Source organism: Kitasatospora sp. MAA4 (genome assembly GCF_029893355.1).
GTDB lineage: Bacteria > Actinomycetota > Actinomycetes > Streptomycetales > Streptomycetaceae > Kitasatospora.
On sequence record NZ_JARZAI010000008.1, the window covers coordinates 219732 to 245292 of the forward strand.

General features: G+C 70.1%; 27 protein-coding genes and 1 tRNA gene. 19 read left to right on the forward strand and 9 right to left on the reverse strand.

From position 1 onward, the window contains the following. The first annotated feature begins 18 nt into the window (after positions 1–18). Together P3T37_RS13740 and P3T37_RS13745 are read left to right on the forward strand one after the other, a co-directional pair. Positions 19–795 carry a hypothetical protein gene (locus P3T37_RS13740; protein WP_280723863.1) on the forward strand — a complete coding sequence of 259 codons (777 nt, stop codon included), beginning with the start codon at positions 19–21 and terminating at the stop codon, positions 793–795. Between the two features lie 77 nt (positions 796–872). Continuing rightward, positions 873–2498 (forward strand): phospholipase D-like domain-containing protein, encoded by a 1626-nt coding sequence (locus P3T37_RS13745; protein WP_280723864.1) that lies wholly within the window; start codon positions 873–875, stop codon positions 2496–2498. A gap of 232 nt (positions 2499–2730) precedes the next feature. Here P3T37_RS13745 and P3T37_RS13750 read toward each other — a convergent pair whose 3' ends face one another. Further along, positions 2731–3549 (reverse strand): MBL fold metallo-hydrolase, encoded by an 819-nt coding sequence (locus tag P3T37_RS13750; RefSeq protein ID WP_280723865.1) that lies wholly within the window; start codon positions 3547–3549, stop codon positions 2731–2733. A 47-nt stretch (positions 3550–3596) separates the two neighbouring features. Next, positions 3597–3845 carry a Smr/MutS family protein gene (locus P3T37_RS13755; protein WP_280723866.1) on the reverse strand — a complete coding sequence of 83 codons (249 nt, stop codon included), beginning with the start codon at positions 3843–3845 and terminating at the stop codon, positions 3597–3599. 124 nt (positions 3846–3969) lie between these two features. Here P3T37_RS13755 and P3T37_RS13760 point away from each other — a divergent pair, with 124 nt between their 5' ends. The 5 genes from P3T37_RS13760 to P3T37_RS13780 all read left to right on the forward strand — a co-directional run bounded on the left by P3T37_RS13760 (position 3970) and on the right by P3T37_RS13780 (position 7586). After that, entirely contained in the window at positions 3970–4332 is a 363-nt protein-coding gene (locus P3T37_RS13760; RefSeq protein WP_280723923.1) for a helix-turn-helix transcriptional regulator, read from the forward strand. Between the two features lie 9 nt (positions 4333–4341). Then, a complete protein-coding gene (locus P3T37_RS13765; RefSeq protein WP_280723867.1) occupies positions 4342–4758 on the forward strand; it encodes a VOC family protein in 417 nt (138 codons plus the stop codon). A 176-nt stretch (positions 4759–4934) separates the two neighbouring features. Beyond that, positions 4935–6899 carry a phospholipase C, phosphocholine-specific gene (locus P3T37_RS13770; protein WP_280723868.1) on the forward strand — a complete coding sequence of 655 codons (1965 nt, stop codon included), beginning with the start codon at positions 4935–4937 and terminating at the stop codon, positions 6897–6899. A 57-nt stretch (positions 6900–6956) separates the two neighbouring features. Continuing rightward, entirely contained in the window at positions 6957–7481 is a 525-nt protein-coding gene (locus P3T37_RS13775) for a GNAT family protein (protein WP_280723869.1), read from the forward strand. A gap of 31 nt (positions 7482–7512) precedes the next feature. Next, positions 7513–7586 (forward strand) — tRNA-Met (locus tag P3T37_RS13780). Between the two features lie 40 nt (positions 7587–7626). On the opposite strand, the gene P3T37_RS13785 is transcribed toward P3T37_RS13780, so the two are convergent. Continuing rightward, the gene (locus P3T37_RS13785; protein ID WP_280723870.1) at positions 7627–8355 is read right to left on the reverse strand and encodes a dienelactone hydrolase family protein; all 729 of its coding nucleotides are present in this window, start codon (positions 8353–8355) and stop codon (positions 7627–7629) included. A gap of 69 nt (positions 8356–8424) precedes the next feature. On the opposite strand from P3T37_RS13785, the gene P3T37_RS13790 reads away from it, so the two are divergent. Next, positions 8425–9264 (forward strand): helix-turn-helix transcriptional regulator, encoded by an 840-nt coding sequence (locus P3T37_RS13790; RefSeq protein WP_280723871.1) that lies wholly within the window; start codon positions 8425–8427, stop codon positions 9262–9264. 56 nt (positions 9265–9320) lie between these two features. Next, positions 9321–9692: a VOC family protein gene (locus P3T37_RS13795; RefSeq protein WP_280723872.1), complete on the forward strand. Its 372-nt coding sequence runs from the start codon at positions 9321–9323 to the stop codon at positions 9690–9692. Between the two features lie 15 nt (positions 9693–9707). On the opposite strand, the gene P3T37_RS13800 is transcribed toward P3T37_RS13795, so the two are convergent. After that, positions 9708–10382 carry a Type 1 glutamine amidotransferase-like domain-containing protein gene (locus P3T37_RS13800; RefSeq protein ID WP_280723873.1) on the reverse strand — a complete coding sequence of 225 codons (675 nt, stop codon included), beginning with the start codon at positions 10380–10382 and terminating at the stop codon, positions 9708–9710. A gap of 105 nt (positions 10383–10487) precedes the next feature. Here P3T37_RS13800 and P3T37_RS13805 point away from each other — a divergent pair, with 105 nt between their 5' ends. The 3 genes from P3T37_RS13805 to P3T37_RS13815 all read left to right on the forward strand — a co-directional run bounded on the left by P3T37_RS13805 (position 10488) and on the right by P3T37_RS13815 (position 13875). Then, on the forward strand, positions 10488–11357 hold the full coding sequence (locus tag P3T37_RS13805; protein ID WP_280723874.1) for an alpha/beta hydrolase: 870 nt from the start codon (positions 10488–10490) through the stop codon (positions 11355–11357). 218 nt (positions 11358–11575) lie between these two features. Then, positions 11576–12475: an NAD(+) diphosphatase gene (gene nudC / locus P3T37_RS13810; RefSeq protein WP_266301112.1), complete on the forward strand. Its 900-nt coding sequence runs from the start codon at positions 11576–11578 to the stop codon at positions 12473–12475. Between the two features lie 581 nt (positions 12476–13056). After that, a complete protein-coding gene (locus P3T37_RS13815) occupies positions 13057–13875 on the forward strand; it encodes an IS5 family transposase (RefSeq protein ID WP_280723875.1) in 819 nt (272 codons plus the stop codon). Here P3T37_RS13815 and P3T37_RS13820 read toward each other — a convergent pair. Continuing rightward, on the reverse strand, positions 13832–14374 hold the full coding sequence (locus P3T37_RS13820; RefSeq protein WP_280723876.1) for a hypothetical protein: 543 nt from the start codon (positions 14372–14374) through the stop codon (positions 13832–13834). The genes P3T37_RS13815 and P3T37_RS13820 overlap by 44 nt on opposite strands. Before the next feature lie 200 nt (positions 14375–14574). On the opposite strand from P3T37_RS13820, the gene P3T37_RS13825 reads away from it, so the two are divergent. Together P3T37_RS13825 and P3T37_RS13830 are read left to right on the forward strand one after the other, a co-directional pair. Next, on the forward strand, positions 14575–14784 hold the full coding sequence (locus tag P3T37_RS13825) for a Scr1 family TA system antitoxin-like transcriptional regulator (protein ID WP_348533239.1): 210 nt from the start codon (positions 14575–14577) through the stop codon (positions 14782–14784). Then, on the forward strand, positions 14774–14980 hold the full coding sequence (locus tag P3T37_RS13830) for a DUF397 domain-containing protein (protein ID WP_280723877.1): 207 nt from the start codon (positions 14774–14776) through the stop codon (positions 14978–14980). The genes P3T37_RS13825 and P3T37_RS13830 overlap by 11 nt, the downstream gene beginning before the upstream one ends. A gap of 169 nt (positions 14981–15149) precedes the next feature. Here P3T37_RS13830 and P3T37_RS13835 read toward each other — a convergent pair whose 3' ends face one another. From P3T37_RS13835 to P3T37_RS13850, 4 genes are read right to left on the reverse strand one after another with little or no spacing between them, the layout of a single operon-like run. Further along, positions 15150–15329 carry a hypothetical protein gene (locus tag P3T37_RS13835; RefSeq protein ID WP_280723878.1) on the reverse strand — a complete coding sequence of 60 codons (180 nt, stop codon included), beginning with the start codon at positions 15327–15329 and terminating at the stop codon, positions 15150–15152. 57 nt (positions 15330–15386) lie between these two features. Then, on the reverse strand, positions 15387–16634 hold the full coding sequence (locus P3T37_RS13840; protein WP_280723879.1) for a cytochrome P450: 1248 nt from the start codon (positions 16632–16634) through the stop codon (positions 15387–15389). A 35-nt stretch (positions 16635–16669) separates the two neighbouring features. After that, positions 16670–17545, reverse strand: a complete 876-nt coding sequence (locus P3T37_RS13845) for a class I SAM-dependent methyltransferase (RefSeq protein WP_280723880.1) — start codon at positions 17543–17545, stop codon at positions 16670–16672. A gap of 30 nt (positions 17546–17575) precedes the next feature. Then, positions 17576–19060 carry a class I SAM-dependent methyltransferase gene (locus P3T37_RS13850; protein WP_280723881.1) on the reverse strand — a complete coding sequence of 495 codons (1485 nt, stop codon included), beginning with the start codon at positions 19058–19060 and terminating at the stop codon, positions 17576–17578. Positions 19061–19183: 123 nt separating this feature from the next. Between P3T37_RS13850 and P3T37_RS13855 the strand changes: the two genes are divergently transcribed. From P3T37_RS13855 to P3T37_RS13875, 5 genes are all read left to right on the forward strand, one after another. Further along, the gene (locus tag P3T37_RS13855; protein WP_280723882.1) at positions 19184–19984 is read left to right on the forward strand and encodes a hypothetical protein; all 801 of its coding nucleotides are present in this window, start codon (positions 19184–19186) and stop codon (positions 19982–19984) included. Positions 19985–20406: 422 nt separating this feature from the next. Beyond that, the gene (locus P3T37_RS13860; protein WP_280723883.1) at positions 20407–20934 is read left to right on the forward strand and encodes a hypothetical protein; all 528 of its coding nucleotides are present in this window, start codon (positions 20407–20409) and stop codon (positions 20932–20934) included. A gap of 1 nt (position 20935) precedes the next feature. Beyond that, positions 20936–23674 (forward strand): TIR domain-containing protein, encoded by a 2739-nt coding sequence (locus P3T37_RS13865; RefSeq protein WP_280723884.1) that lies wholly within the window; start codon positions 20936–20938, stop codon positions 23672–23674. Positions 23675–23757: 83 nt separating this feature from the next. Then, on the forward strand, positions 23758–24486 hold the full coding sequence (locus P3T37_RS13870) for a class I SAM-dependent methyltransferase (RefSeq protein ID WP_280723885.1): 729 nt from the start codon (positions 23758–23760) through the stop codon (positions 24484–24486). 142 nt (positions 24487–24628) lie between these two features. After that, positions 24629–25375, forward strand: a complete 747-nt coding sequence (locus tag P3T37_RS13875) for a carbonic anhydrase (RefSeq protein ID WP_280723887.1) — start codon at positions 24629–24631, stop codon at positions 25373–25375. Positions 25376–25561 lie beyond the last annotated feature (186 nt).

Below are 25561 nucleotides of genomic sequence, written 5' to 3' on the forward strand. Positions count from 1 at the left end.
TTGCTCCAGGGAAACCTCATGACCAGTCCTCAGCAGCCCCCGACCCCCGCCGACGACAGCGCCACCCTGCTCGACAGCTCGGCCTGGCCGACCCCCGCCGCCGGCACCCCGGTGGCTCCCACCGGCGTCAGCCTGGTCAAGCGCACCGCCGCCGCCGATGCCACAGTCGCGCTCGATGCCACGGTTGCGCTCGACGCCACAGTCGCGCTCGACGCGGCCACGGTGGAGTTCGCCGAGGAGGAACCGACTGCGGCGCTCCCGGCACCCCTGGCGCCCGGCGAACTGCGCCGCTTCGGCCCCGGTGTCCCCGCCGCCGCGCCGGCCGTCCCGGCGCTCGCCGCCGCCGTCTGGCACGGCGACACCGCCTCCGACGCCTCAGACGTCCCCGCCGTACGCCGTCGCCGCCGGGCGCTGGGCGGCTGGCTGCTGCCGATCGCCGTCCTGCTCGCGGTGCTGGCTTTCCTGGCCTGGCAGCGCTACACCCCGGCGGTCCGGGTGACCGGCGTGGCCGTGCGCAGCGACGCCGCCGGTCCCGGCTGCGACGGCACCGCGGTGGTGACCGGCACCCTGCAGACCGACGGCGGCGCCGGAACCGTCCGCTACCGCTGGCAGCGCAGCGACGGCACCGTCTCCGACGAGCTGTCCCAGCCGATCGCCCGCGGCAGCCACCGGACCGACGTCGTGCTGCGCTGGACCTTCGACGGCCACGGCACGATGCAGGCCACCGCGACGCTGAACGTCCTGTCGCCGCAGGCCCGTTCGGCGTCCACCACCTTCACCTACACCTGCCGCTGACACAACGTGAGGTTACTATCGGGTAGATTCCAGGGGTCATTCGCGGGGGACTCGCAGACCCTATGGAGGAATTGCCCTTGCTTCGCCACCAGATCCCCCTGTTCGCCGCCGTCCTCGTCGCGATATCCGCGACTCCGGCGCTGGCGGACACCCCAGTGCCGGCGCCCGCCGCAGCGCCCGCCTCGGCCACGCCGCACCTGGACGCCGTCGAGCAGACGCTGCGTCAGGTCTCGCCGGGCCTCGAAGGATCCGTCTGGCAGCGGACCAGCGGCAACAGCCTGGACGCCCCGGCCGACGACCCGGCCGGCTGGCTGCTGCAGACCCCCGGGTGCTGGGGGGACCCGAGCTGCGCCCAGCGGCCCGGCACGGACCGGCTGCTCGCGAAGATGACCGGGAACATCGCGCAGGCGACCCGTACCGTGGACATCTCCTCGCTCGCGCCGTTCCCGAACGGGGAGTTCGAGGACGCCATCGTCGCCGGCCTGAAGGCCTCGACGGCCGCCGGCCACCACCTGACGGTCCGGATCCTGGTCGGGGCCGCGCCGCTCTACAACATCAGCGCCCTGCCGTCCTCCTACCGCGACGAGCTGGTCAAGAAGCTCGGCCCGGCGGCGGACGGCGTCACGCTGAACGTCGCGTCGATGACCACCGCCAAGACCTCGTTCTCCTGGAACCACTCCAAGCTCCTGGTGGTCGACGGCCAGAGCGTGATCACCGGCGGCATCAACAACTGGAAGGACGACTACATCGACACCACCCACCCGGTGTCGGACGTCGACCTCGCGTTGACCGGCCCGGCCGCCTCCGCCGCCGGCGCCTACCTCGACACCCTGTGGACCTGGACCTGCCGCAACACCGGTCCGCTGTCGGCCGCCTGGTTCGCCTCCACCGGCGGGTCGCCCTGCCTGCCGACCCTGGAGCAGGACGCGAACCCGGCCCCCGCCGCCGCGACCGGCACCGTCCCGGTGATCGCCGTCGGCGGCCTGGGCGTCGGCATCCGCAGCAGCGACCCGGCCTCGACGTACCAGCCCGTCCCGGCCACCGCGCCCGACACCGCCTGCGGCCTGATCCACCTGCCCGACCACACCAACGCCGACCGCGACTACGAGACGGTCAACCCGGAGGAGAACGCCCTGCGGGCGCTGGTGGCCAGTGCCACCAGCCATGTCGAGATCTCCCAGCAGGACCTGAACGGCACCTGCCCCCCGCTTCCCCGCTACGACGTCCGGCTCTACGACACCCTCGCGGCCAAGCTCGCCGCCGGGGTCAAGGTCCGCATCACGGTCAGCGACCCGGCCAACCGCGGCGCGGTCGGCAGCGGCGGCTACTCGCAGATCAAGTCGCTCTCGGAGGTCAGCGACGCGCTTCGCAGCCGCCTCACCGCGCTCACCGGCAACCCGGTGTCTGCTCAGGCCGCGATGTGCCAGAACCTCCAGCTCGCCTCCTTCCGCGCCGCCGACGGCAGCAGCTGGGCGGACGGACACCCGTTCGCGCTGCACCACAAGCTGGTCTCGGTCGACGGCTCGGCGTTCTACATCGGCTCCAAGAACCTGTACCCGGCCTGGCTGCAGGACTTCGGCTACATCGTCGAAGACCCGCAGGCCGCCGCGCAGTTGGACGCCAACCTGCTCGCCCCCGAGTGGCAGTACTCCCAGGCGGCCGCCACCTTCGACTACGCGCGAGGCATCTGCGCCGCGCCGTGACGTGACCTGCTTCCCGGCGCCTCTCGCCTGGCATGTCCGTGTCCGGAAAAACCGCTGGTCATAGCCCTGTTCAGGCTGCCCGCGCGGGTCTAGAGTTCCCGGTCACGGCAGCCCTCCACCCCCCAAGAGCGGGGCTGCCCGGCGGGGCCCGGCCTCCGCACCGGCCCCGCCGCGGCCGGGACCGCACGCTGACCCGCCCTGGTCCCGGCCGCCCGATTACCCGGCTGTGCGGCTATCCGGCCGCGCGGTCGAACTCGTCGGGGTCGTGGGCGCAGATCAGCCGGACCTCGGCGCCGTGCTCGCGGCGCAGCGCGCGCAGCCGCTCCTGGTTGTGCAGGCGGGCGCGGTCGTCCACGGCCACCATCCGCTGGAAGGCGCGCAGGCCGGGCGGGCGGCGACCCGCGCCGGGGTCGATGTCCGTGTGCGAGAAGTAGGCGTCCCCGCAGTGCAGCAGCCAGCCCTCGCCGTCGCGGACCGCGACGCCGCTGTGGCCGCGGGTGTGGCCCGGCAGCGGCACCAGCAGGAGGTCGGAGCTCGCTTCGGCCAGCGGCCGGACCGCCTGGAAGCCGTACCAGGACTCCCCACCGCTCCCGTGCTCCACCCAGCGCGGCCCGTGTGCCCACTGGACCGGCCGGTACCGGTCCCGTTCGCCGCGGGTCGCGCGGGCCCGGGCGGCCCGCAGCTCGTCGGCCAGCACGTGCACCCGGGCATCCGGGAAGTCGGCGAGGCCGCCGGCGTGGTCGACGTCGAGGTGGGTCAGCACGATGTGGCGGACGTCCTGCGGTCGGTGGCCCAGCGCGCGCAGCTGGTGCAGGGCGGTGGAGGCGAGCGAGAGCTGCGGGCGCACCATCGTCAGGAACCCGCGGCCCAGCCGGCCCGGGTCGGCGATGTCGCCGGTCCCCAGCCCGGTGTCCACCAGGATCAGGCCGTCGGCGGACTCCACCACCAGGCAGTGGGCCACCATGCGTCCGGTCAGCCGTCCGCCGCTGCCCAGCAGCAGCCGTCCGCCGAGTGGGCACATGCTGGCGCAGTCCAGGTGATGGATGGTCATGCGGCCACTGTAGCCGGGCCCGGACTACGGCTCCGGGCTACTCCGGGCTACGGCTTGAGGTGCACCAGGATCCGGCCGGTGTTGCTCTGGTCCGCCTCGACGCGGTCGTACAACTTCCTGATGTGGCGCTGGCCGAGGAAGGCGAGCACCCGCTTCCTCAGCTGGCCGGTCCCTTTCCCCGGGATGATCTCGATCACCGTCTCGCCGGTCCGGACCGCCTTGAAGAGGATCTCCCGCAGGGCGAGCTCGATGTCGCGGTTGTTCCGGAAGATCGGATGCAGGTCCAGGGTGAGCAAGGCCGGGACTCCCAGGGGTGCGGCGGGCGGAGGCAGTGGGCAGCGTACGTCGCTGTCGGTGCCCCGTGCCATCCTGGAACGCGTGACAGCAGATCTGGTCAGGTTGCGCCGGGCGCGGGATGCGATGGACCGCGACTACGCCCAGCCGCTCGACGTCCCGGCGCTGGCGCGGGTCGCCCTGATGTCGCCGGGCCACTTCTCGCGCAGCTTCCGCGCCGCGTTCGGCGAGACGCCGTACGGGTACCTGATGACGCGCCGCATCGAGCGGGCGAAGGCGCTGCTGCGCCGCGGCGACCTGAGCGTGACGGAGGTCTGCTTCGCGGTCGGCTGCTCCTCGCTGGGGTCGTTCAGCTCGCGGTTCACCGAGCTGGTCGGCGAGACCCCGAGCGCGTACCGGGCTCGCGACCACGAGCTGGGCGCCGCGATCCCGGCCTGCTTCGCCAAGATGCACACCAGACCGGTCAGGGGTACCCGCCCCAAGCTCTAGCCTTGAAACATGGACCTCAGAATCTCCCACTGCTTCATCGGCGTTGACGACCACGAGCGCGCGCTCGCCTTCTACCGCGACGTGCTCGGCTTCCAGGTGCGGACCGACGTCGCGTTCGAGGGGATGCGCTGGGTGACGCTCAGCCCCCCGTTGCAGCCGGACCTGGAGATCGTCCTGGAGGCGCCCGGCGCGAACCCGTGCGCCTCGCCGGACGACCAGAAGATCCTCTCGGAGCTGCTGGCCAAGGGGGTGCTGCGCGGGGTGGCGTTCAGGACCGACGACTGCGACGCCACCTTCGAGCACATCCAGGCGTCCGGCGCCGAGGTGGTCCAGGAGCCGATCGACCAGCCGTACGGCGTGCGCGACTGCGCCTTCCGCGACCCCGCGGGCAACATGCTGCGCTTCTCGCAGACCACTGCCCGGTAGCCGCCCGGTAGCCGCCCTTTTCGCAGGCTCGCCGATTCGTTGTCTGTGCGTCATGTGCCGTACAGCGAACTTGTCCAGACAAGTTGCTGAGGGTTCCCGCACCCTTCTCGGTAGTCGTGACCCACGAGTGCCGCGCGGTCTCCCGCCCCCGCGCGGCCCTGACGAAAGGGCCCTGCATGTCCCCGATCTCCCGCCGTACGCTGCTCGGTTCGGCCGCCGCCCTCGGTGCCGGCAGCGCGCTCGGTGTGCTGCCCGGTTCGGTCCGTCGCGCGATGGCGGCGAGCACCGGCAGCGGCTCGCTCTCCTCGGTCAAGCACGTCGTGATCCTGATGCAGGAGAACCGTTCCTTCGACCACTACTACGGCACCCTGCAGGGCGTGCGCGGCTTCGGCGACACCTCGCTGCTGCGCTTCCCCAAGGGCTCGACCGTGTGGAACCAGTCCACCAAGGGCAGCGCCGGCGGCGGCACGATCCTCCAGCCCTGGCACCTGAACACCGCCACCACCGACGCCCAGCAGGTCGGCGACCTGGACCACAGCTGGTCCGGCACGCACGGCGCGTGGAACGGCGGCCTCAACAACAACTGGATCCCGGAGAAGACCGGGTTCACCATGGGCTACTACAACCGCGCCGACATCCCGTTCCACTTCGGCCTCGCCGACGCGTTCACCATCTGCGACCAGTACTTCTGCTCGGTCCAGGGCCCGACCAACCCGAACCGGCTGTACCAGTGGACCGGCATGATCGACCCGAACGGCACCGGCGGCGGCCCGGTCACCGACAACAGCGAGAACGGCTACTCCTGGGCCACCTACCCGGAGATGCTCCAGGACGCCGGCGTCTCCTGGCGGGTCTACCAGCAGGCCGACAACTTCGACGACAACCCGCTGGCCTGGTTCACCCAGTTCACCAGCGCCTCGCCGTCCTCCCCGCTCTACACCAACGGCATGGCCCGGGTCGGCTCCATCAACTCCGCGATCGCCGCGGACATCGCGGCCGGCACCTTCCCCACCGTCTCCTGGGTGGTCGCCCCGACGGCCCTGAGCGAGCACCCCGCCTCCCGGCCCGCCGACGGCGCCGACTTCGTCAGCGGCGTGCTGGCCGCGATCGCGAGCGACCAGGCCACCTGGGACTCCACCGTCGTCTTCTACAACTTCGACGAGAACGACGGCTTCTTCGACCACGTCCCGCCGCCCACCGCGCCCTCCGGCACGGCGGACGAGTACATCAACGGCGCGCCGATCGGCATGGGCCCGCGCGTGCCGATGACCGTCATCTCGCCCTGGAGCACCGGCGGCCGGGTCTGCTCGCAGACCTTCGACCACACCTCGCCGCTGCGGTTCGCCGAGCTCGTCACCGGCGTGCAGTGCACCAACATCTCGGCCTGGCGGCGCGAGGTCGCCGGCGACCTCACCAGCGCGTTCAACTTCGGCGTGAGCCCGGTCGCCTTCCCCACCGGTCTGCCGAACACCGCCGCCCTGGTCGCCGCCGCGAACAAGCAGGAGTCGCTGCCCGCACCCAAGGTCCCCGCCGCCGGCGCGCTGCCGGCCCAGGAGTCCGGCGACCGCCCCGCGCAGCCGGTCGGCTACGTCTTCAACACCACGTCCTGGACGGACACCTCGACCGGCCGGCTCTGGTTCAAGACGGTCTCCGCGGGCGCGCTGGGCGCCGGGTTCACCGCCTACACCGTCAACGACCGGACGTACGCCGCGTGGCCCTACACCTGCGCGGCCGGCGGCTCGATCTCCGACTACTTCTCCGCCAAGACCTACGGCGGCGGCCTCTACGACATCGACCTGCACGGCCCCGACGGCTACCTGCGCGGCTTCCAGGGCAACGTGCTCACCTGGACCAGCACCAGCAAGGCACACCCCGAGGCGTACGCGGTGGACCAGCTGGACGGCGCGACCCTCGCCCTCACGCTGACCAACGCCGGCAGCGTGGCCGCTGTCTTCACCATCAACCCGAACGCCGCCTACCTCGCCACTGGCGGCACCGCCACCCAGGTGACCGTGGCCGCCGGCGGCTCCGCCAACGCCACCCTGCACGCCACCGCGGCGGGCCGCTACGACTTCACCGTCACGGCCAACACCGGCGACGGCTTCGCCCGCCGCTTCGCCGGGCGCCTGTACGGCCAGTAGCAACTCGTCTCCACGGCCCGCGCGTTCGGCGCGCGGGCCGTGCGGCACAATCGGTCCATGGTGACATTGAGCAGGGTCGAACCCGCGGACTGGCAGGCCGTTCACACCTGGGCCGCCCTCCCCGAGGCCTGCCGCTTCCAGCCCTGGGGACCCAACACCGAGGCAGAGACCCGCGCCTACGTGGCGGCAGCCGTCCAGGCCTGGTCCGAGGTGCCCCAGCGACGCTTCACCTACGCGGCGCGCATCGACGACGACGTGGTCGGCGTGGGCGAGTTGCACGTCCGCAACCGGAACCATCGGCAGGGCGAGATCAGCTACATCGTCCACCCCCGCCTCTGGGGCCGGGGCGTGGCGACGGCGATCGGCCGCGAACTGCTCGCCCGCGGCTTCGGGGAGCTCGGACTCCACCGGATCCACGCCACCTGCGACCCGCGCAACGCCGGGTCGGCCCGGGTGCTCGGCAAGCTCGGCATGACGTGGGAGGGCCGCCACCGCCACGACATGCTGCTCCGCGACGGCTGGCGGGACTCGGAGGTGTTCAGCATCCTCGACGACGAGTGGCGAAATGCGATTTCGCGCTGAGGGGCCGGTGCCGTACAGTCGTGTTTACCGACGCGGGGTGGAGCAGCTCGGTAGCTCGCTGGGCTCATAACCCAGAGGTCGCAGGTTCAAATCCTGTCCCCGCTACTCAGTAGCCCAGTAGGCCCGGTGCACTCGTGCACCGGGCCTACTGCTGTTTCCTCAGCAGGAGATCCCGCACGCGCTCCCAGGCGTCGGCGGCCGCGGCCGGGTCGGTGCGCAGGAAGCCGTGCCCGGCGCCCGGGTAGGCGACGAACCGGTGCTGCGAGCCGGCGGCGTGCAGCGCTGCGGCGATCTCGCGCTGCTGCTCCGGCAGGACGACGTGGTCGTCCTCGCCCACCAGGTACAGCAGCCGGCCGGCGATGTTCGGCGTCAGCGCCAGGGTCGGTTCGGGGCGGCTGAAGGGCATCTCGGTGGACGTCAGCCAGCCGCCGTAGAAGACGGCGACCGCGTCGAGGTCGAGCGCGGTGGCCGCCAGGTACGCGAGGTGGCCGCCGAGGCTCAGCCCGACCATGCTCACGCGCTCGCTGCCGAGCGCGCGCAGGTGGCCGATCGCCGCGCCGGCGTCGGCCAGCACCTGCGGACGGGTCATCAGGTGCAGCAGCTCGAAGCCGCGTTCGCGTCCTGCCGCGTCGCGGGGCAGTTCGGCGCCGGGGGCGGTGCGGTGGTGGAAGTCCGGGGCGAGCGCCAGCAGTCCGAGCGCGGCCAGGCGGTCGCAGACCTCGCGGACGTCGGCGTCGACGCCGAACAGCTCCATGGCCACCACGACACCGGGGAACGGCCCCGGCCCGGCCGGCCGGGCCAGGTACCCGCCCATCGGCGGACCGTCGCCCACCGCGATCTCGACGCGCTCGCTCGTGCTCTTGCTCAGGCTCATGCTTCGACCGTAGCCGCGTTCGTACACTGGTATCCACAGGTCGTTTTTCCTAGTAACGGAAGTACCAGGATGTCTGAAATCCGGGATGCCGCGATCCGGGCCCGCGAGTTCGGGGAGCTGCTGCGCTCCCGCCGCGAGCGCTTGCAGCCCGCCGACGTCGGCCTGCCGCCGGGCACCCGGCGCCGCACCCGGGGCCTGCGCCGGGAGGAGGTCGCGCAGCTCGCGGCGATCTCCGCGACGTACTACACGTTCCTGGAGCAGGGGCGGGAGCTGCGGCCCTCGCGCCAGGTCCTCGACGCGCTCTGTACGGCGCTCCAACTCAACGCGGCGGAGCGTGCGCATGCCTACGCCCTGGTCCACGGCGACCCGCTCGTCCCGGCTGCCGTTGCTGCCGTCGAGTCGCTCGCTCCTGCCGTGGCGGCGCTGGTCGACCGGCTCGACCCGTGCCCGACCTATGTCACCGGCCGCTGCTGGGACGTCCTGGCCGCCAACCGGGCGGCCCGGGCGCTGTGGACCGACTGGCCGTCGCTACCGCCCGAGGACCGCAACATGCTGTGCTGGATGTTCACGGACCCCGGTGCCCGGCAGGCGCTGGTGGACTGGGAGAGCGAGGCGGCCGCCCTGCTCGGCCGCTTCCGCGCAGCAGCGGCGCGCCACCCCGGCGACCCCGCGTTCGCCGCCCTGATCGACCGCCTGCACGCGGCGAGCCCAGAGGTCAGAGCCTGGTGGCCGCAACACCAGGTCGCCCCGCTTGCCTCCGGCACCAAGCGGATGCGCCATCCCGTCCTCGGCGAACTCCTGCTCCAGCACGTCGTCCTGCAACTCGTCGACGACCCCGAGCAGCGACTGGTCACCTTCTCCGCCCCCGACGACGACCTCGCCCGAATCGCCGCCCTGCCGGGCGTCTGACGGTCACCCAGTTCTACTGTTGATCGCGGAAGTCCACCGGTCGGCCTGGAGGCGCCATGTCCCTGCAGATGAAGTTGGCTGCGATAACGCTCGACTGCCCTGATCCGCCGGCATTGGCGGCCTTCTATCAGCAGGCCACCGGTTTCGAACCCCACCCGAAGTCGGACTCCGACTTCGCGGGTCTCAACCGCGAGGACGGGCTCTTCATCGGTTTCCAACGCGTCGATGACTACCGGGCTCCGCGCTGGCCTGACCAGACCGTTCCCCAGCAGCTGCACCTCTGCTTCGACGTCGTGGATCTGGACGAGGCCGAGGCCCGGCTGTTGGAGCTGGGCGCCGGCAAGCCGGATCACCAGCCTCATGACGCCGCCAGGGCACGGGTTCTCACCGATCCGGCTGGTCATCCCTTCTGCATCTGCCGAGGCTGAGTCTCGAACCGATTTTCATGAGGCAGGCTTGAGCAGCTTCCAGCGGCCCTCGGAGACGACCTCGATGCCGCCGTCGGTCACCTTGATGGCGGTCTGAGCGTCGATGGCGTATGCCGGACCGTTTATCCCGGCGGCCCACCGTTCCGCCTCGGCCATGGTGTTCTCCGGACAGTCCGGGCTGTCGAGGTGCGGGAAGATGGAGAAATCGACGACTCCCAGCGTGCTGTCGTCACCGGTGGGCGGCTTCCAGCCGACGAAGTCCTCCCCGATGCGGGGAGTCAGGACCATGCTCCCGGCGCTGAGCCCTACGTAGACTGTGTCGCGCAGCGAGGGCAGGAGGTCGGCCAGTCCCGACTCCCGCATCCAGTGGCACAGGTACAGCGCGTCGCCGCCGTTCACCAGCAGGGCGTCTGCCTCTCGGACCCAGGAGACCCACCGTTCCTTGTCGATGCCGGGCAGTGCGGTGAGCTCCAGCACGCCCACCGACCTCCACCCCAACTCGGTCATGGGACTGGGGGACTGTCCGCTGACGAAACGCCATGGCCCGCCCGGATCCCCGTACGGGCCCCCGTACCCCGCAGTGGGGATGCAGAGGGCGCTGGCCTCGGAGATCGGTTTGCCCAGGAGGTCGACCAGCGCCGCCAGCACGCTCGGGTTCCTGACACCGGAGTCGGTAAGGAGAAGCTTCATTCCGCAACCGTAGTGCTGTGGCCCCGTAGGTTCGCCGTGTTTGGCGGTGACGGGGCATCGATGCGGTCTCGCACGGGTAGCTGTAGGTTCTCCGTGGTGACCTTAATGGAGACCGAGGGCCTCGCGCCGATGGCGGACGGGGCGCAGATTCGCTGGACAGCCTGGACAGCACTGGGTGACACGACGCGGACGCCACCCGTGGTCATGCTCCACGGCGGCCCGGGCCTACCGGACTACCTGGGCGACGTCGCCCCCATGATCGCGGATCTCGCGCCCGTGTACCGCTACGACCAGCGCGGCACAGGTGGATCACCGTGGCAGGGCCGCCATACCTTCGCTCGGCATGTGGACGATCTCGCCGATCTGCTCGATCAGTGGGGCGCCGACAAGGCCGTACTGATCGGGCATTCCTACGGCACGGACCTGGCCGCCCGGTTCTGCCTGGCACACCCTGACCGGGTGGCCGCCATGCTGCTGATGTGCGGCCCGTTCGTCGGCGACTGGCGCACGGGGGACCAGGCGGAACGCAGTCGCCGCATGTCCGCGGCGCAGCAGGAGCGTCTGCGCATCTTGGAGCAGCTGTCCGACCGCACGGAGGAGCAGGAAGTCGAGCTGCTCGTGCTGGCGTGGTTCACCGACCACGCCGACCCGCAGCGGGGTTGGGACTGGGCGGCGCAGGGCGCTCGGCAGCGCCGCCCAGTCAACTGGGCCATGAACAGCGAACTCGGCAAGGAAGGACGCGCGGACCCGCTCGACGAGCACCTGGACGAGCTGCGCACGTGCCTGCCGGCGCGAGTGGAACTCCTCGGCGGAGTCCACGATCCCCGCCCCCTGTCGGCACTGGAGTCGCTCGCGCTCCGGCTGGAGGTGCCGCTGAGGCGGATCGACGACGCCGGCCACGAACCATGGCTCGAGCAGCCCGACACCGTGCGCGAGCACCTCAGGAGCTTCGTGCAAGGCACGGTGGGCCCTTAGTGGCTGTTGTCGTTCCGATCTTGAGGCGTGGCGGCAGAGCGACGACTCAACAATGTCACCACTCCCCGAGACCACCGACCCTATGCCTGAACAGCGAAAACGCCGCCCTCAAGGCCGGAAAGACAACAGTCACTTAGGCAAGTTCTGGCTGCGGAGGGTGTCGGCGGACGTATCCGCTAGTGTCGAGGACAGGCGGACACTGTGATCCAGGAGGAGCGGTGTACTACAGCGGGTTGGGGCTCGACCGTGTCGTTGATCGGCGGGGAGACTCGGACTGGATCGAGGCACTGCTGACCAGGGCCAGTACCCAGGTCATTCCCCTGTGGCAGGACCAGTGCCTGGTGCGAAACGAAACGCCGTTGCGGCTGCCCTTGGCCCAGGCGAGGGACATCCTCGTCGCGGCCGGCGACCGGGTGCTGCTCGGCCTCGAAGGCGAGAGGGCGGTGTTCGCGGCTGATGTGTCCGGGCTCGAACGGGAGAGCGCCGTCGAGCTGGCCGGCGCGGACAGGATGCTGGATGTGCGGGCGATGGTTCCCACCATCACGCCGGACGAAGCGGGTCTGCTGGCGTACGCGCGGGGAATTCTGCACTGGAACCGCAATCAGCGGTTTTGTGGCGCCTGCGGGGGCCCGGCCCGGTCCTGCAATGGTGGCCACCTGCGGACCTGCCAGAACTGTGGGAAGCTGCTGTTCCCGCGGATCGAACCGGCCGTGATCGTGCTAGTCGAGCTTCCGGGCACGCCCCGGCGCTGCCTGCTCGGCCGCCATGCGGCATCCGGCCCGAACCGCTTCAGCACCCTGGCCGGGTTCGTCGAGATTGGCGAGAGCTTCGAGGACACGGTGCGCCGCGAGGTGCGGGAGGAAGCCGGCGTCACCGTAGGTGCGGTGACCTACCAGGGTTCCCAGGGGTGGCCGTTCCCGGCCGGGGTGATGATCGGGTTTCGCGCCGAGGCCGTTTCCGATGCGATCGATGTGGACAACGTGGAAGTGGTGGAGGCACGCTGGTTCACGGCCGCGGAACTGCGCGCGCGGCTGGCGGACGCTGCTCTCGGCGGCCCGTACCGGGTCGATTCGATTGGCAAGGCGCTCATCGACCAGTGGCTGGCCGACACAGACTAAACCGATGCGGTGCGAAGACAGATTTTACGCTGCTTCGCTCATCTTCTGCTTCAATTCGGCCACCGCCTGCGTCCGTCGGCTGGCCGACGGCCACCCGGCCGCATACCAAGCCCAGTCGGACCAGTCGCTTCGGCTCCTTGCTTCACTCGAACGGGTATCCGAGTGGTGATGAAAGGCTGGCTGGCGTGCCGCCTCGCGGGACTGGGCCGAGTATCGCGGCGTGAGACCCAGGTGACGAGCTCCCCGCACGACACGCCTGGGTCTTCCACAGCGCATCGGCTGCAAGGCGGGCGGACCGGAACCCTTGGCCCGCAACTGAACACGCCTCTGAGACACCTGAGTGGCTGTTGTCGTTCAATCTTGAGGCGTGGCGGTCGAACCGGAGTCTCGATCGGGTGACCGTGGCGGCTGCCGTGCATGGAAGCAGGGCCTCTTGGTAGCTCAGTGGGTGTCTACGCCAACGAGCTGCCCAGGAGACCCTGTTGTCGCATTTCTACGGCATCTCCGAGGCGGGGTCCACTTCGGCCACCCTTGCGTGTGACTGCCTGGCCCACAGGTTCGGGAACGCCGGCGACCACGGCGTGCGCGAGCGCCGCTATCCGACGGACATGTCGAACGCCGAGTGGGCAGTGGTCCGGCCGTTGCTGCCGGTGCCGGGCTGGCTGCGGGGCCGGGGCGGGCAGCCGGAGGCGTACTGCCACCGAGCGATACTGGACGCGATCCACTACCTCGTCGACAACGGCACGAAGTGGCGGGCCATCCCGGTCGACTTCCCGCCGTGGGACCGGGTCTACGCGTTTTTCCGACGCTGGCGCGACCACGGCCTGGTCAAGGAGTTCCACGACCGGCTCCGCCGTCGGGTCCGCGAGCAGGCGGGCCGGGATCCGGAGCCGAGCGCCGGTGTGATCGACTCCCAGTCGGTCAAGGCGGACGCTGTCGTCGGCTCCGACAGTCGCGGTTTCGACGGCGGCAAGCTGATCAACGGCCGCAAACGACACGCGGTCGTCGACACGCTCGGCCTGCTGCTCGCGGTGATGGTCACCTCCGCCGATGTCGGCGACCGTGCGGCAGCCCTGGTCCTGCTCGCCCAAGTCGCCGCCGCGCATCACCGGCTGGCCCTGGTCTGGGCCGACGGCGGCTACACCGGCAGCCTTGTCGAGTACTGCCTCGCCGCCCTCGCGCTGGTCCTGGCCATCGTCAAGCGCAGTGACGACATGCGGGGCTTCGTCGTGCTGCCCAAGCGCTGGATTGTGGAGCGGTTTTTCGCCCACCTGATGCGAAGCCGCCGCCTCGTGCGCGACTTCGAACGGTCCGCCAGCAGCGCGGAGGCGATGGTCTACTGGTCGATGACGACGCTCATGACCCGCCGGCTTGCCCGGCCACGTCCTTCGCGAGCGTGAACCGGCCCGGCGACGACTCGACCAGCCAACCCCTCGCCACCAGCCGCTTTGCCTTCGAGCGCAGTGCCTCGATCTTCGCCGGCACCGGGTCCAGGCCGAAGCAGGCGGCCATCTCCTGGCACGCCAGCGGCCCTTGACCCAATCGGTTCCGGTCCGCGAGAGCCTGCAGGATCCGCTGGTAGTCCACCGACAGTGCCGACCAGGCCAGCCCCGCACGCCACATCGGAACCATCGATTTCGGCTTCGCCGACCCCGAAGACCCGGGCGTTGTCGGCGGCTGACTGCGATCCGTCAGATCCTCGCGGGCATCGGGGTCGGCAACGTCGTCGCCCGGGGCCAGGACCTCGCCGACGCGCGAGCGGGCGATGACCCACTCGTTCCAGTCCCGCTCGACCACGGCCAGTTCGGCCTGGATTCGGTCGGCCTCCTCTCGCAGTTCGTCCATGCGACGGCGAGTGGTCAGCTCACGCTGTTCCAGCAGCCCCACGACCGACGGCATCCCCGACCTCCAGCAGAGCGACGACTCAACAATGTCACCACTCCCCGAGACCACCGACCCTATGCCTGAACAGCGAAAACGCCGCCCTCAAGGCCGGAAAGACAACAGTCACTTAGCTGGACTCTTGGTTGGACTCTCGCGGCTCAGTGGTGCGTCGATGTCGGGGACACTCGCAGCGGGGCCAGTTCCCGGAGAACGGCGTGCTGGCGCCGGTCCGGCGGGGCGAGGCCACCCGAGAGCAGGCGGACGAGCGGCTGAGTCTCCTCGCCGTGCGGCAGCGCCTGTTGGAGCGGATGCCGGCCGTGCATGCCGTCCTGGACGAAGGGGTGCTGCGCCGCCCGATCGGCGGGAAAGTCACCCTGGCCATGATCCGTGCGGTACGGAAGGAACTGGAACGCCATGAACGTTGACCTGACCGGCGCCCCCTGGCGCAAGAGCACCTACAGCAACGGGCAGGGCGGCTGCGTTGAGGTTGCTGACGGCTACCTTGACGTCATGCCCGTCCGTGACTCGAAGGACCCTTCCGGTCCCGCCCTGCTCTTCTCCGCCGACGCCTTCCCGGCGTTCGTGGCGGGGGTCGAGGCGGGCGAGTTCGGTACCGTCTGAGACCCACCACCCGGCCCCGGCGCGAGCTGAGGACCCAACCCGCCGAGCCGCATGGGCAGTTCCTGCCAGGTGGTTCGGCGGGTTGCCGGGGTGGGACGTGAGAGGCTGCTGTCTGCGACTCCCGTTTCGACGGCCGCCGCTCTGGATCGAAGACAACGGCCCACTGCGATCACGGATCTGCGTGGATCCGGTCGAGGACCTGGTCCTGGGTGGGTAGCGGGCAGAACGCGAAGCTGTCGCGGCACATGGCGAGTTCGGCGTCGGTGGCGGGGACGCGTTGGGTGTAGAAGGTGACCAGGATCGGTGCGCCCGGGCGCGCGACCCGGGTCAGTTCGCGCAGGCCCTGCACGGGGTTGTTGAGGTGGGGGAAGCTGTCGTCGGCGATGAACTTGCGGGTCCGGCGGTGTTACCAGGTGACGGTCAGGTGGGTGGGGCGGCGCAGCATGAGGTTGGCGGGTCGTGGGGCCGGGTTGTGGGTGATGAGGGTCAGGTCGGGGAGGGCCTGGGTGAGGGCGCGGATGGTGTGGTGGGCGACGAGGCGGCTGTACTGCGTTCCTGGGCAGTAGTGGATGCCGGCACCGAAGTTGAGGGTGGGTGGGGTGTCGTCGCGTCGGTGGTCGAAGGTGTGGGGTTCGCGGACTTTGTGGGTCTCGTCCTGGGCGGCGGAGTGCATGAGCAGCAGAAGGCGGGCACCTGCGGGGATCGGGGTGCTGCCGACGGTGACCGGTTTGACGGTGCTGCGGAGCCAGCCGATCAGGGGCGGGTCGTGGCGCAGGGTCTCCTCGACGGCTGCGGGGATCTCCTGCGGGTGGTGGACGAGTTGCTGGTAGTCGCCGCTGGTCAGGAGGTGTTGGAGGGTCGCGGTGATGAACAGGGGGAGTACCTCGGCGTTGGTGGTGAGGATCTCCATGAGGGTGGAGGCGGTTTCCGCGTCCGTGAGGGGTGTGCCGTGGGGGTCGCGGTGGTCGAGCCAGGCGGTGGTGAGGTCGTCGCGGGGCTCGCTGCGTCGCTGGGCGACGAGGTCGACGCAGTATGCCCAGAGGTCGGCGAGGGCGTGGGCGCTGGGTTGCTGGTCGGCGGGTTGTTGGAAGGCCCAGAGCAGGTCGGCCATGGCGGCGGAGCCGGCGGTGACGATCTGCTCGTCCTCGGGGTCGACGCCGATGAGGTCGGCCATGATGCGGGAGGTGAGGGGGTGTACGAAGTCGCGGTGCAGCTCGGCGCGGCGGGAGGGCTGTTCGGCGAGGGCGGTCGCGGCTTCGGTGGCGCGCTTTTCGATGTGTGCGTGCCAGGGGGCCAGTTGGCTCGCGCTGGTCGGCCACACGGCGGTGAGGGCGTCGCGGTAGCGGCTGTGGAGCGGGGGGTCGGTGGAGGCGGTGACGGGGACGTCCTGCACCTGGGTCAGGATGCGTGTTGCTGCCGGGCTGATGTGCTGGACGGGGTCGTAGCTGTGGGCGGGGGTGAAGGCGTGGTCACGGTCGCGCAGGACCGTGTCGATGTCGTGGTGGCGGGCCACGATCCACAGGTCGAGTTCGGGGTCGTGGTAGACGGGGTGGTCCTTGCGCAGGTGCGCGTAGCGCTGGGTGAAGTCCTCGGCGGCGTGCCGGGCGATGGCGCCGGGTGCGTGGGCCGGGCAGTCGGGGTGCGGGGCGGTCATCGGTTTCCTTGGGTGTGTGCTGTGTGGATCGGGCGTCAGCGGTGTGCGGGCCGACGCAGCAGGCAGGCGAGGTAGCCGGTCTTGTCGGAGAGGAAGGCGAGGGTGTCGGCCAGGGTGGTGTCCATCGCGTCGGTGAACTGGTTGCCGAACCGTTCGGCGATCAGGGCGCGGTTGTCGCGGTAGATCCGGCTGTACGCCTGGCTGGTGGGGGTGATGTGCTCGGTCAGGTCGCGGAGCTGTTCCAGGGGGAGCCCGGCTGCGTGGATCTGGTCGAGGACCTGGTCCTGGGTGGGCAGCGGGCAGAACGCGAAGCTGTCGCGGCACATGGCGAGTTCGGCGTCGGTGGCGGGGACGCGCTGGGTGTAGAAGGTGACCAGGATCGGTGCGCCCGGGCGCGCGACCCGGGTCAGTTCGCGCAGGCCCTGCACGGGGTTGTTGAGGTGGGGGAAGCTGTCGAGTGCCCACACGGCGTCGAAGCCCTGGTCGGCGTAGGGCAGGTCCATGGCGTCGCCGAAGGCGAAGCGGACCTTGTCGCTCAGGCCCGCGACGGTGGCGCGGTGGGTCGCCTCCTGGACCTGGGCGTGGCTGATGCTGCAGCCGGTGACCTCGCAGTGCCGTTGCTGGGCGGCGTGGATGGCGGGGCTGCCGTGGCCGCAGCCCACGTCCAGCAGGTGTTGGCCGGCTTCGAGTTGGAGCAGCTCGCAGAAGTGCTCGGTCATCCGGTTCTGGGCCTGGGTGGCCAGTTGGGCAGCGGGCAGTGGGCCGTCGAGGTCTGCGGGCCGCCACATGCCGTAGTGGAAGCTGTCGCCGCTGATCAGCTTGCAGAGGTCGTCGGCGGCGTCGTACCAGGCGCCGACCTCGGCGGACGTAGGCAGCGACGGGTCGACGGGGGCGAGGGACGGCGGGGTCATGGCGTCTGCTTCCGAGGGGAGTGGTGGTGGTCAGAGGCTGCGGCGGGGGCGGGCGACGAGCATGACGCCGTTGTCGCTGATGCTGTCGGCGCCGGTGGCGAAGTGTTCGGCCAGCGGCGCGAGGAGAGCTGCGCGTAGCTGGTCGCGCTGGGCGTGGCCGGTATGCCAGAAGTCGGCGAGGGCGTCGGCGGCGGCCTCGGCCTTGGCGTGGGGGCCGGGCTCGGGGAAGGCGACGCGGACGGCGACCGGGTGCAGGGCGATGTCCTGGAAGCCGTGCTCGGCCAGGGTCCGGGCGGCCAGAGTCAGCAACTGGCCCTGGTGGTCGGGCTGTTCACCGGTGAGCGGGGCGCAGACGCGGTTCCACAGGTCGATGAGCTCGTTGTCGGGCGAGCCCTGGACGAGGACGACCTTGGCCTCGGGGTGGGCGGGATCCACGACGCGGGCCAGTTCGGCGACGGCCGCTTGCGGATCGTCGGCGTAGTGGAGCATCCAGGTGGCCACGGCCGCGTCCACCGAGGCGTCGGCCAGCGGGAGTTGTTCGGCGCATCCGGGCAGGACGGTGACGCCGTCGGTGCACAGCGCCTGCATGCTCTCGACGCGGGCGGCGTGCGGCTCGATGGTCGTGCAGGCCCCCAGGCGGCGGGTGATGGCGCGCACGACCGCGCCGCTGCCGCCGCCGACGTCGACCACGCGCTCGTTGCGGGCCAGGGCTTCGACCACCGGGTCGATGTCCTCGCGTTCGAAGCGGGCCTCGACGGCGAGCCAGCCGTGCTGGGTGAGCTCGTGCGGGCCGCGGTACTCCTCGGGGTGCGGATAAGGGGCGGCCAGGGCGTGGGCGGGGACGGTGGGTCCGCCGGGCTTTCGGGCGTGGACGAAGAAGTGCTCCTCGGCGCCCATGCCGGGGAAGTCGGGGTGGAAGACGCTCAGTTGGTGGTGCAGGATCTCGAGTCCGGCCGCGCGCAGGCGTTCCAGGTAGACCTCGACCGGGTAGCTGGTGGCGGTGAGCCGGTGGCCCATCCAGGTCATGGGGTGGTTCTCGGCGTCGAACGGGACGGTGGCGAAGACGAAGTAGCCGCCGGGGGCCAGCCAGTCGGCGATCCGTTCCAGCGTGCGGTCGAGGTCGGCGCGGGACATCTGCAGGAGCGGGAAGAACGCGCAGACCGCGTCCCAACTCCCCTTCGGGTAGCCAGCGGTGCGTACGTCGGCCTGCTCGAAGCGGGCGGCGGGCACCTGGCTGCGGGCGAGGTCCACCATGGTCGCGGAGACGTCGATGCCCGTCACCAGGTGGCCGGCGCGGGCGAGCAGGTCGGCGGTGGGGCGGCCGGTGCCCGAGCCGATGTCCAGCACCTTCGCCCGGGCGGGCAGCCGGGCGATCAGCCAGTCGATGGCGGCGCGCTGTGCGGGCAGGTGGACGTAGGTCTGTTCGTACGTCAGGCCGAGGGCGTCGAACGGGCGGGCGGCGAGTTCGGCGGAATCCGGGCACGCCGAGGGAGCGAGGGTCGCTTCAGGGGTCATCGCGAGCGGTCCATTTCCATGGTCAACAACACGTCGCCACGGACACTACACTGCGGAGTCGACTTCTCACGCACCGTGCATATCGGTGTGATTTTCCATGCCCAGACCCAGGAGCCCGCACCCGTGACCAGCACTGTCGAGCCAGCCGCCAGCACCGTCGAGAGCAGCCATGCCGCGTACTTCCGCTTCCGCGACGAGCTCCTCGGTCCCTCCCGCAACCGGGTCCTGACCGGCGCCGAACTCTGCGAGGCGGGCCGGCTCATCTACGGCCGACCCGAGGGCCTGTCCCTCTACGGCATCCCCGCCCCCGACATGGAAGCCAAGGGCCTGCGCCTGCTGGGCCGCACCACCATCGAGTGTTCCATCGACGCATATTCGGCCGCCGTCGCCGACGCCCTCGCCGACCTGCGCAGCGGGCCGCTGCCGACTCAGGGCGGCATGATCGTCGACCTGTTCTGCGGCTCCGGCAACTTCGGCTTCCACCTCGGGCAGCGCCTCGGGCTGCCGGTCCTCGCCTCCGAACTCGACCCGGACGTGTACCAGGCCACCCGCCACAACCTGGACAGAATCGGTTCTGCCATCGACCTGCGGTTGACCGACTACCGCATGCTCCTCGCGTCCCTCACCCCGCGCGGGCCTCACGACACCTACGTGGTCGAACCCCCGTGGGGCTCGGCGTTCACCGCCGCCGGCCTCGACCTCGAGGCCACCTCACCCCCGGTGCCCGCCATCCTCGACGACATCCGCCGCCACCGCGCGGGCCTGCCCTGCCTCGTCGCCATCAAGACCAACGACCAGATCGCCGGCGACTCGCTCACCACCTCCTTCCGCGATGCGATCCACCTGCGGACCATCACCCCCGAACCGACCCTCCCCTACGGCGCCAACATGGACTTCCACCTCTACCGGCTCCCTGGAAACTGACCGGCCCACAGCACGTACCGCCCAAAAAGCGCCGTCACTCGACGAAGCCCCTGTACGGCTCTCCATGGCTCTGCAGGGGCTTCGTGCATCGGCGACTCCCTCTCCCCGGACGTCAACCGCACCGCGAGCCGCCTCTCGCTGCTCTCCACTACCGCTTCCGTCTGACGGCGCGTCGGGACATGATGGACCCTCATGGGGGTTGAGGGGCAGATGGGGTGGGGCACCCGTGGCCCCGAGGGCATCAAGAACAGGAAGGCCCGGATATGCACATCCAAGGCGGTGCAGTGTCTCAGATTCTGCGATCGCGAGCCGCGTTGAGGACGGTGTCCATACTCACCGGGTGCATCGCCGGCTTAGCAGTGTTCACCGTTGCCCAGACGCACGGATGTGTCCTGTACGGCATTGCGGGCGGAGTCGCCGGAATGGCCGCCGTCCTGGCGTACGAGTTCTATGTTCGCGCGGGCCGGCTGACCGAGGTGAAGATCACCGTTCCCCAGCTCAGCGAACTGACCTTCGTGGTCAACAACGATGCCCGGCAGGTCGCCTGGCAGCTTTTCATCGAAACGGTGACGCGGACGTCCACCCAGTCACTGCGTGACGGTGAAGGAATAATTCGCGAGGCGCTCACCTCGCTCTATGGACTCTTCAGCACGACTCGCGAGGTACTGAAGTCCAGTCGGCCCTCCGTTCCGGCCGCCGGCGGTCTGACGGTGGAGAACCTCGCGATCAACATGCTCAACAAGGAACTCCGCCCGTTCCTTTCGAGGTGGCATCCGCTCCTCAAGGAGTTTGAGGATCTGCACCCCGGCAGGCCTGATGCGGAGTGGTCGAGCAGCGGGGTCTGCCGTGAGGAACTCCGGGCACTGCAAGCCCGCATGCACAGTTATGCACTGGGCTTCGCCAAGCTGGCAGGAGTGCCGGACGCTGCCGCAATGATCGCGCAGCAGTAGGGTGCGAAAAGGACGCAGCGCAGAACGCGGAAGCAACCGGATCGACGTATTCGTCTCCTACAGCAGGGCGGTCGACTCCCGGCTCGCTCCGGCAATTCAGCGTGGTCTTTCGCGGCTCGCCAAGAAGTGGTACAAGAGACCCGTGCTGCACATATTCCGGGATCAGACGGACCTGTCCGCGTCCGGTTCCCTCGGCAGTTCGATCGAGCAGGCGTTGGCCGACGCACGGTTCTTCGTGCTGCTGGCGTCACCGGCCGCCGCGGAGTCGAAATGGGTGCGCAAGGAGATCGAATTCTGGCAGCGCACCAAGGGAAACGACACGTTCGTCATCGCGCTGACCGACGGGACGATCCGCTGGGATGACGAGCAGGGCGACTTCGACTGGGAGTTAACCGACGCGTTACCCAGAAGCCTGTCCGGATACTTCGACGCGGAACCGCTCTGGCAGGACTTCACCTGGTCCCGCGACGTTCCCCATCTGTCGCTGCGGCACAGCGAGTTCCGCAGCGCGATCGCGACGATGGCGGCTCCGGTGCACGGCCGCTCGAAACGCGAACTCGACAACGAGGACGTCAAAGCACATCGGATGCTGGTGGCCACCGGCGCGTTGGTCATGTCGGCGATCTTCCTCTTGACGATCAGCTTTGGAGGCGAGTACCTGCTGGCCAACGCCGAGAAGAACAGGGCGATCAGCAACGCCAGCGATGCCACCGCGTTGAGCTTGATCGCGCGGGCACAGACCCAACTGGCCGACCTCGAGACCGGTGACGACGTTCGCGCCTATCAATGGCTGATGGCCGCGCAGTCGCTGGCCGTGTCATCCGATGTGAAGGGCGCCGCATACAACGCCGCGCTCGGCGCCGTTTACGCCCGTCCGAATCTCCTGAGCGTCGTCGAACCCGCCCCGCACGTTGAGGCCGGCCTCACCGTCCTGACCACTGACGGTCTGCGCGCCGTATCTGCGAACAAGGGGGGACTTCAGCTGTGGAACACCCAGACCGGGCAGTTTTCCGGACCCGCGCTGGAGCACCCGGCGACCAGCGACTCCTCCGTTGCCGCCATCGCGTTCACTCCTGACGGAAGTCGCGTCGCCGCCGCGTACGCTACGCACATCGTGGAATGGGATACCGCCTCCGGGAAGAAGACCGCCGAGTTCGCCACGGACAGCATCATCACCCAATCCATGGCGCTCAGTCCGGACGGGAACACCGTCGCACTGGTCGGCGGGGGAGGACTGCGTCTCTGGGACGTCCGTACCGGAAAATCGATCGGTGCACCCGTCATTTCCGCAGCAGGGCATGTCGCCTTCAGTCCTGACGGCCGAAGGGTGGCCTTTGACAGCGCCGATGACGGCGGATCGGCTGTCCGTGTTCGCAGCCTCGGCGCTGACGGCATCGACGAGATCCGCATTCCCTATCCGACCGCCAACATCGCCAGCATCGCTTTCAGTCCGAATGGACGCAGCCTCGCCGTCGGCACCGACGACGGCAGCCTGCAGCTGTGGGATCCGGCCTCCGGGAAATCCGAGGGCCCGGTGATGTCCGGTCATCGAGGCCGCATCGAGGACATCGCCTTCAGCCCCGACAGCACTCGCCTGGCCACCGCCGGTCAGGACAAGACCATCCGCGAGTGGGACGCGGCGAGCGGGACGGCGATCGGCTACCCGTTGACCGGCCACGCCGACGTCGTCAACTACGTCCGGTTCACCTCGGACGGAAAGAACCTGATCTCACTCAGCACGGACGCCACCGAGCGCCGGTGGGACGCCATGACCGGCTTCGCCGCGGCCGGGCCTGTGATGGCGGTCGACCCGCGTGGCACTGACGTGGTTGTGAGCAGCCCCTCCGGTGTGCACCTGTGGAACGACGAGACCGGCACCGAAGCCGCGACCCTGCTAGTCCCCGCGGGTGCCGAGGTCATCAGCTATGTGCCGGGCGGCACATCGATGCTGCTCACGGACGGTGCCGGTGGACTTCTCCGGTGGGACGGAACCACCGCCCGCCCACTGAAACTCGATCCATCCATCAGCTCGGTCACGAGCGCGGCCTTCATGCCCTCCGGCAAGGAGATCGTGATCGGATCCGAGTCCGGGAAGCTGGTTTTCGAGGATCTCGATGCGAGCCTCACGGGCAAACCCGGGGCGTCGATCGACATCGGCTGCGCCGCCCAGGACATCGTCGTCAGCCGCGACGGCAAGCGCGTCGTGTACAGCTGCGGCAACAAAGTCGGCATCGCCGAGGCGAACGCCAGATCACTTCCCGTCTACACCGCGCCGAGCAACGTCACTGCCATGGCCCTGAGTCCGGACGGCCACACCTTGATCCACGGGACCGACGACGGCGTGGTCTGGCGGCTGGAGGATGGCAGCAAATCCTTCGACTCGGTCGGCGTACACCGCGGCAGAGTGACGGCCGTCGCCTACAGTCCCGACAACTGGTGGTACGCCTCCGCCGGTTCGGACGGCGCCGTCGTCATCTACCCGGCCGGCGCCACACTGATCTCCGCCCGGATCCCCGCCTACACCGATCCCGTCGTGGCCCTGGCCTTCACCCCCGACGGCGGCCACCTCATCTCCCTTGGCAGCACCGACAGTTCCGCGCATATCTGGCACGTCTTTCCGAACCCCGTGCAGGAACTCTGCGACCGGGTGTCCTTCAACATGTCCACCGACGACTGGAAGAAGTGGGTCTCGGACGTGATCGGCTACCGGGACCAGTGCAAGGGCAAGCCGCGCGCATAGAACACCGCTGGGAGCGGCCCCGCACTGGTCGTCCAGGTGTTAATCGGTTGATGGCGCAGGGGAGTTGGGCGGACACTGGCGCGATGTTCTCTGATGTTGACGCTGCCGCGCTGTACGACGTCCTCAACCCCTGGGATCCGGACGGCTGGGACGGGGACCGCTTCTACGACGAACTGGTGCGGGGCGCGGACTCGGTGCTGGACGTCGGGTGCGGGACGGGCGCCATGCTGCACTGGGCGCGTGAGCACGGGCACGGCGGCCGGCTCGTCGGGCTGGACCCGGATGTCGCCTCGCTGGACCGGGCTCGGCGGCGGGGGGACATCGAGTGGGTCGAGGGCAGGGCGGTGGACGCGCCGGGCGGCGCCGGGTTCGCGCTGGCGACGATGACCGGGCACGCGTTCCAGTGCCTGGTCACCGATGAGGAGTTGCGCGCCTCGCTGCCGGCGGTCCGGGCCGCGCTGCGTCCGGGCGGCCGGTTCGCGTTCGAGACGCGCCACCCCCAGGCGCGGGCCTGGGAGCAGTGGAACCCCTCGAACGCGGGGGACGTCGACGCGGGCGGCCGCGCCCTGCGCGTCTGGCACGAGGTCGAGTCCGTCCTGGACGGCGTGGTCACCTTCCGCGAGACCACGGCCGAGCCCGACGGGACGGTGCTCCGCGTCGACCGCGACAGCCTGCGGTTCCTGGACGTCGCGGCGCTCGACGGGTTCCTCGCCGAGGCGGGTTTCGAGGTCGAGGCGCGGTACGGCGACTGGAATCGGGGGCCGATCACCGCTACGAGTCGCGAGATCGTCACGATCGCCCGCCGGAGGTAGCGAGCCCGGGGGCCGATCGGGTGATCCGCAGCCGCCGGGCGGGGGCGGGCGCGGTGTGGCGAGGCGGGTTCGGCGGGTCGGCGTCCAGACTCGGGGTCGGGGCGGCAAGAGGAACTGACCACCAGGAAGGCCGAGATCACCGATGCATGACTCACCACCTGACAGCGGCTCGGCCACCCGGCGCCGCTTCCTCGTCGGCGGCGCCGGCGCACTGGCCGCAGCCCCGCTCCTCGGTACCGCCCGGGCGTTCGCCCAGCCCCGCAGCATCGCTGATCCGTCGCAGCCGCTGGTGCCGGACGCGAACACGCCGGGGCCGGACGAGGCGCTGCGGTGGCTGGTCGAGGGCAACGAGCGCTGGGTGGCCGGCGAACTCCTGCATCCGCACCAGACCGTGGCCCGCCGCCTGGCCGTGGCCGCGGGACAGCACCCGCTGGCGACCGTCTTCTCGTGCATCGACTCCCGGGTGCCACCCGAGATCGTCTTCGACCGCGGGGTCGGGGACCTGTTCGTCGTGCGAACCGCGGCCCAGACCAACGACGACCTGATCCAGGGCGCGGTCGAGTACGGCGCCGAGGAGGCCGTGACCCCGCTGGTCGTGGTGATGGGCCACCAGCGCTGCGGCGCCGTCACGTTCGCGGTGGACGCCCTCAACAACGGCACCGAAGTGCCGGCTCACCTGGTCGCGGTCGTCGAAGCCCTCAGGCCCGCCTACGAGGCGGCCAAGCCCCTCCCCGGCGACCAGGTCGACAACACCGTCCGCGCCCAGACCCGCCTCACCGCCGACCAGCTCCGCGAGGACCCGCTGCTCGCCCCCCTCGTCGCCGAGCACCGCATCCAAGTGCTGGGCGCCTACTACTCCCTGGACACCGGCTGCGTGGAGTTCATGTAGGGCCTTTCTATCGGTGTCGGTTGCTCTGGCAGGTCGTTTGACGTGCGGCTTTGCCGGTTCTCCGGTGTGTGACAAGTGTCGCGCAAGGGCTGGTGCGCGACAGTTCAGAGCAGTTTTCGGCGGGGTGAAGCTTCACCCCGCCAGAACCTGACGCGCCGTAAGGACCGTGGAAGGACATGCCCCGAG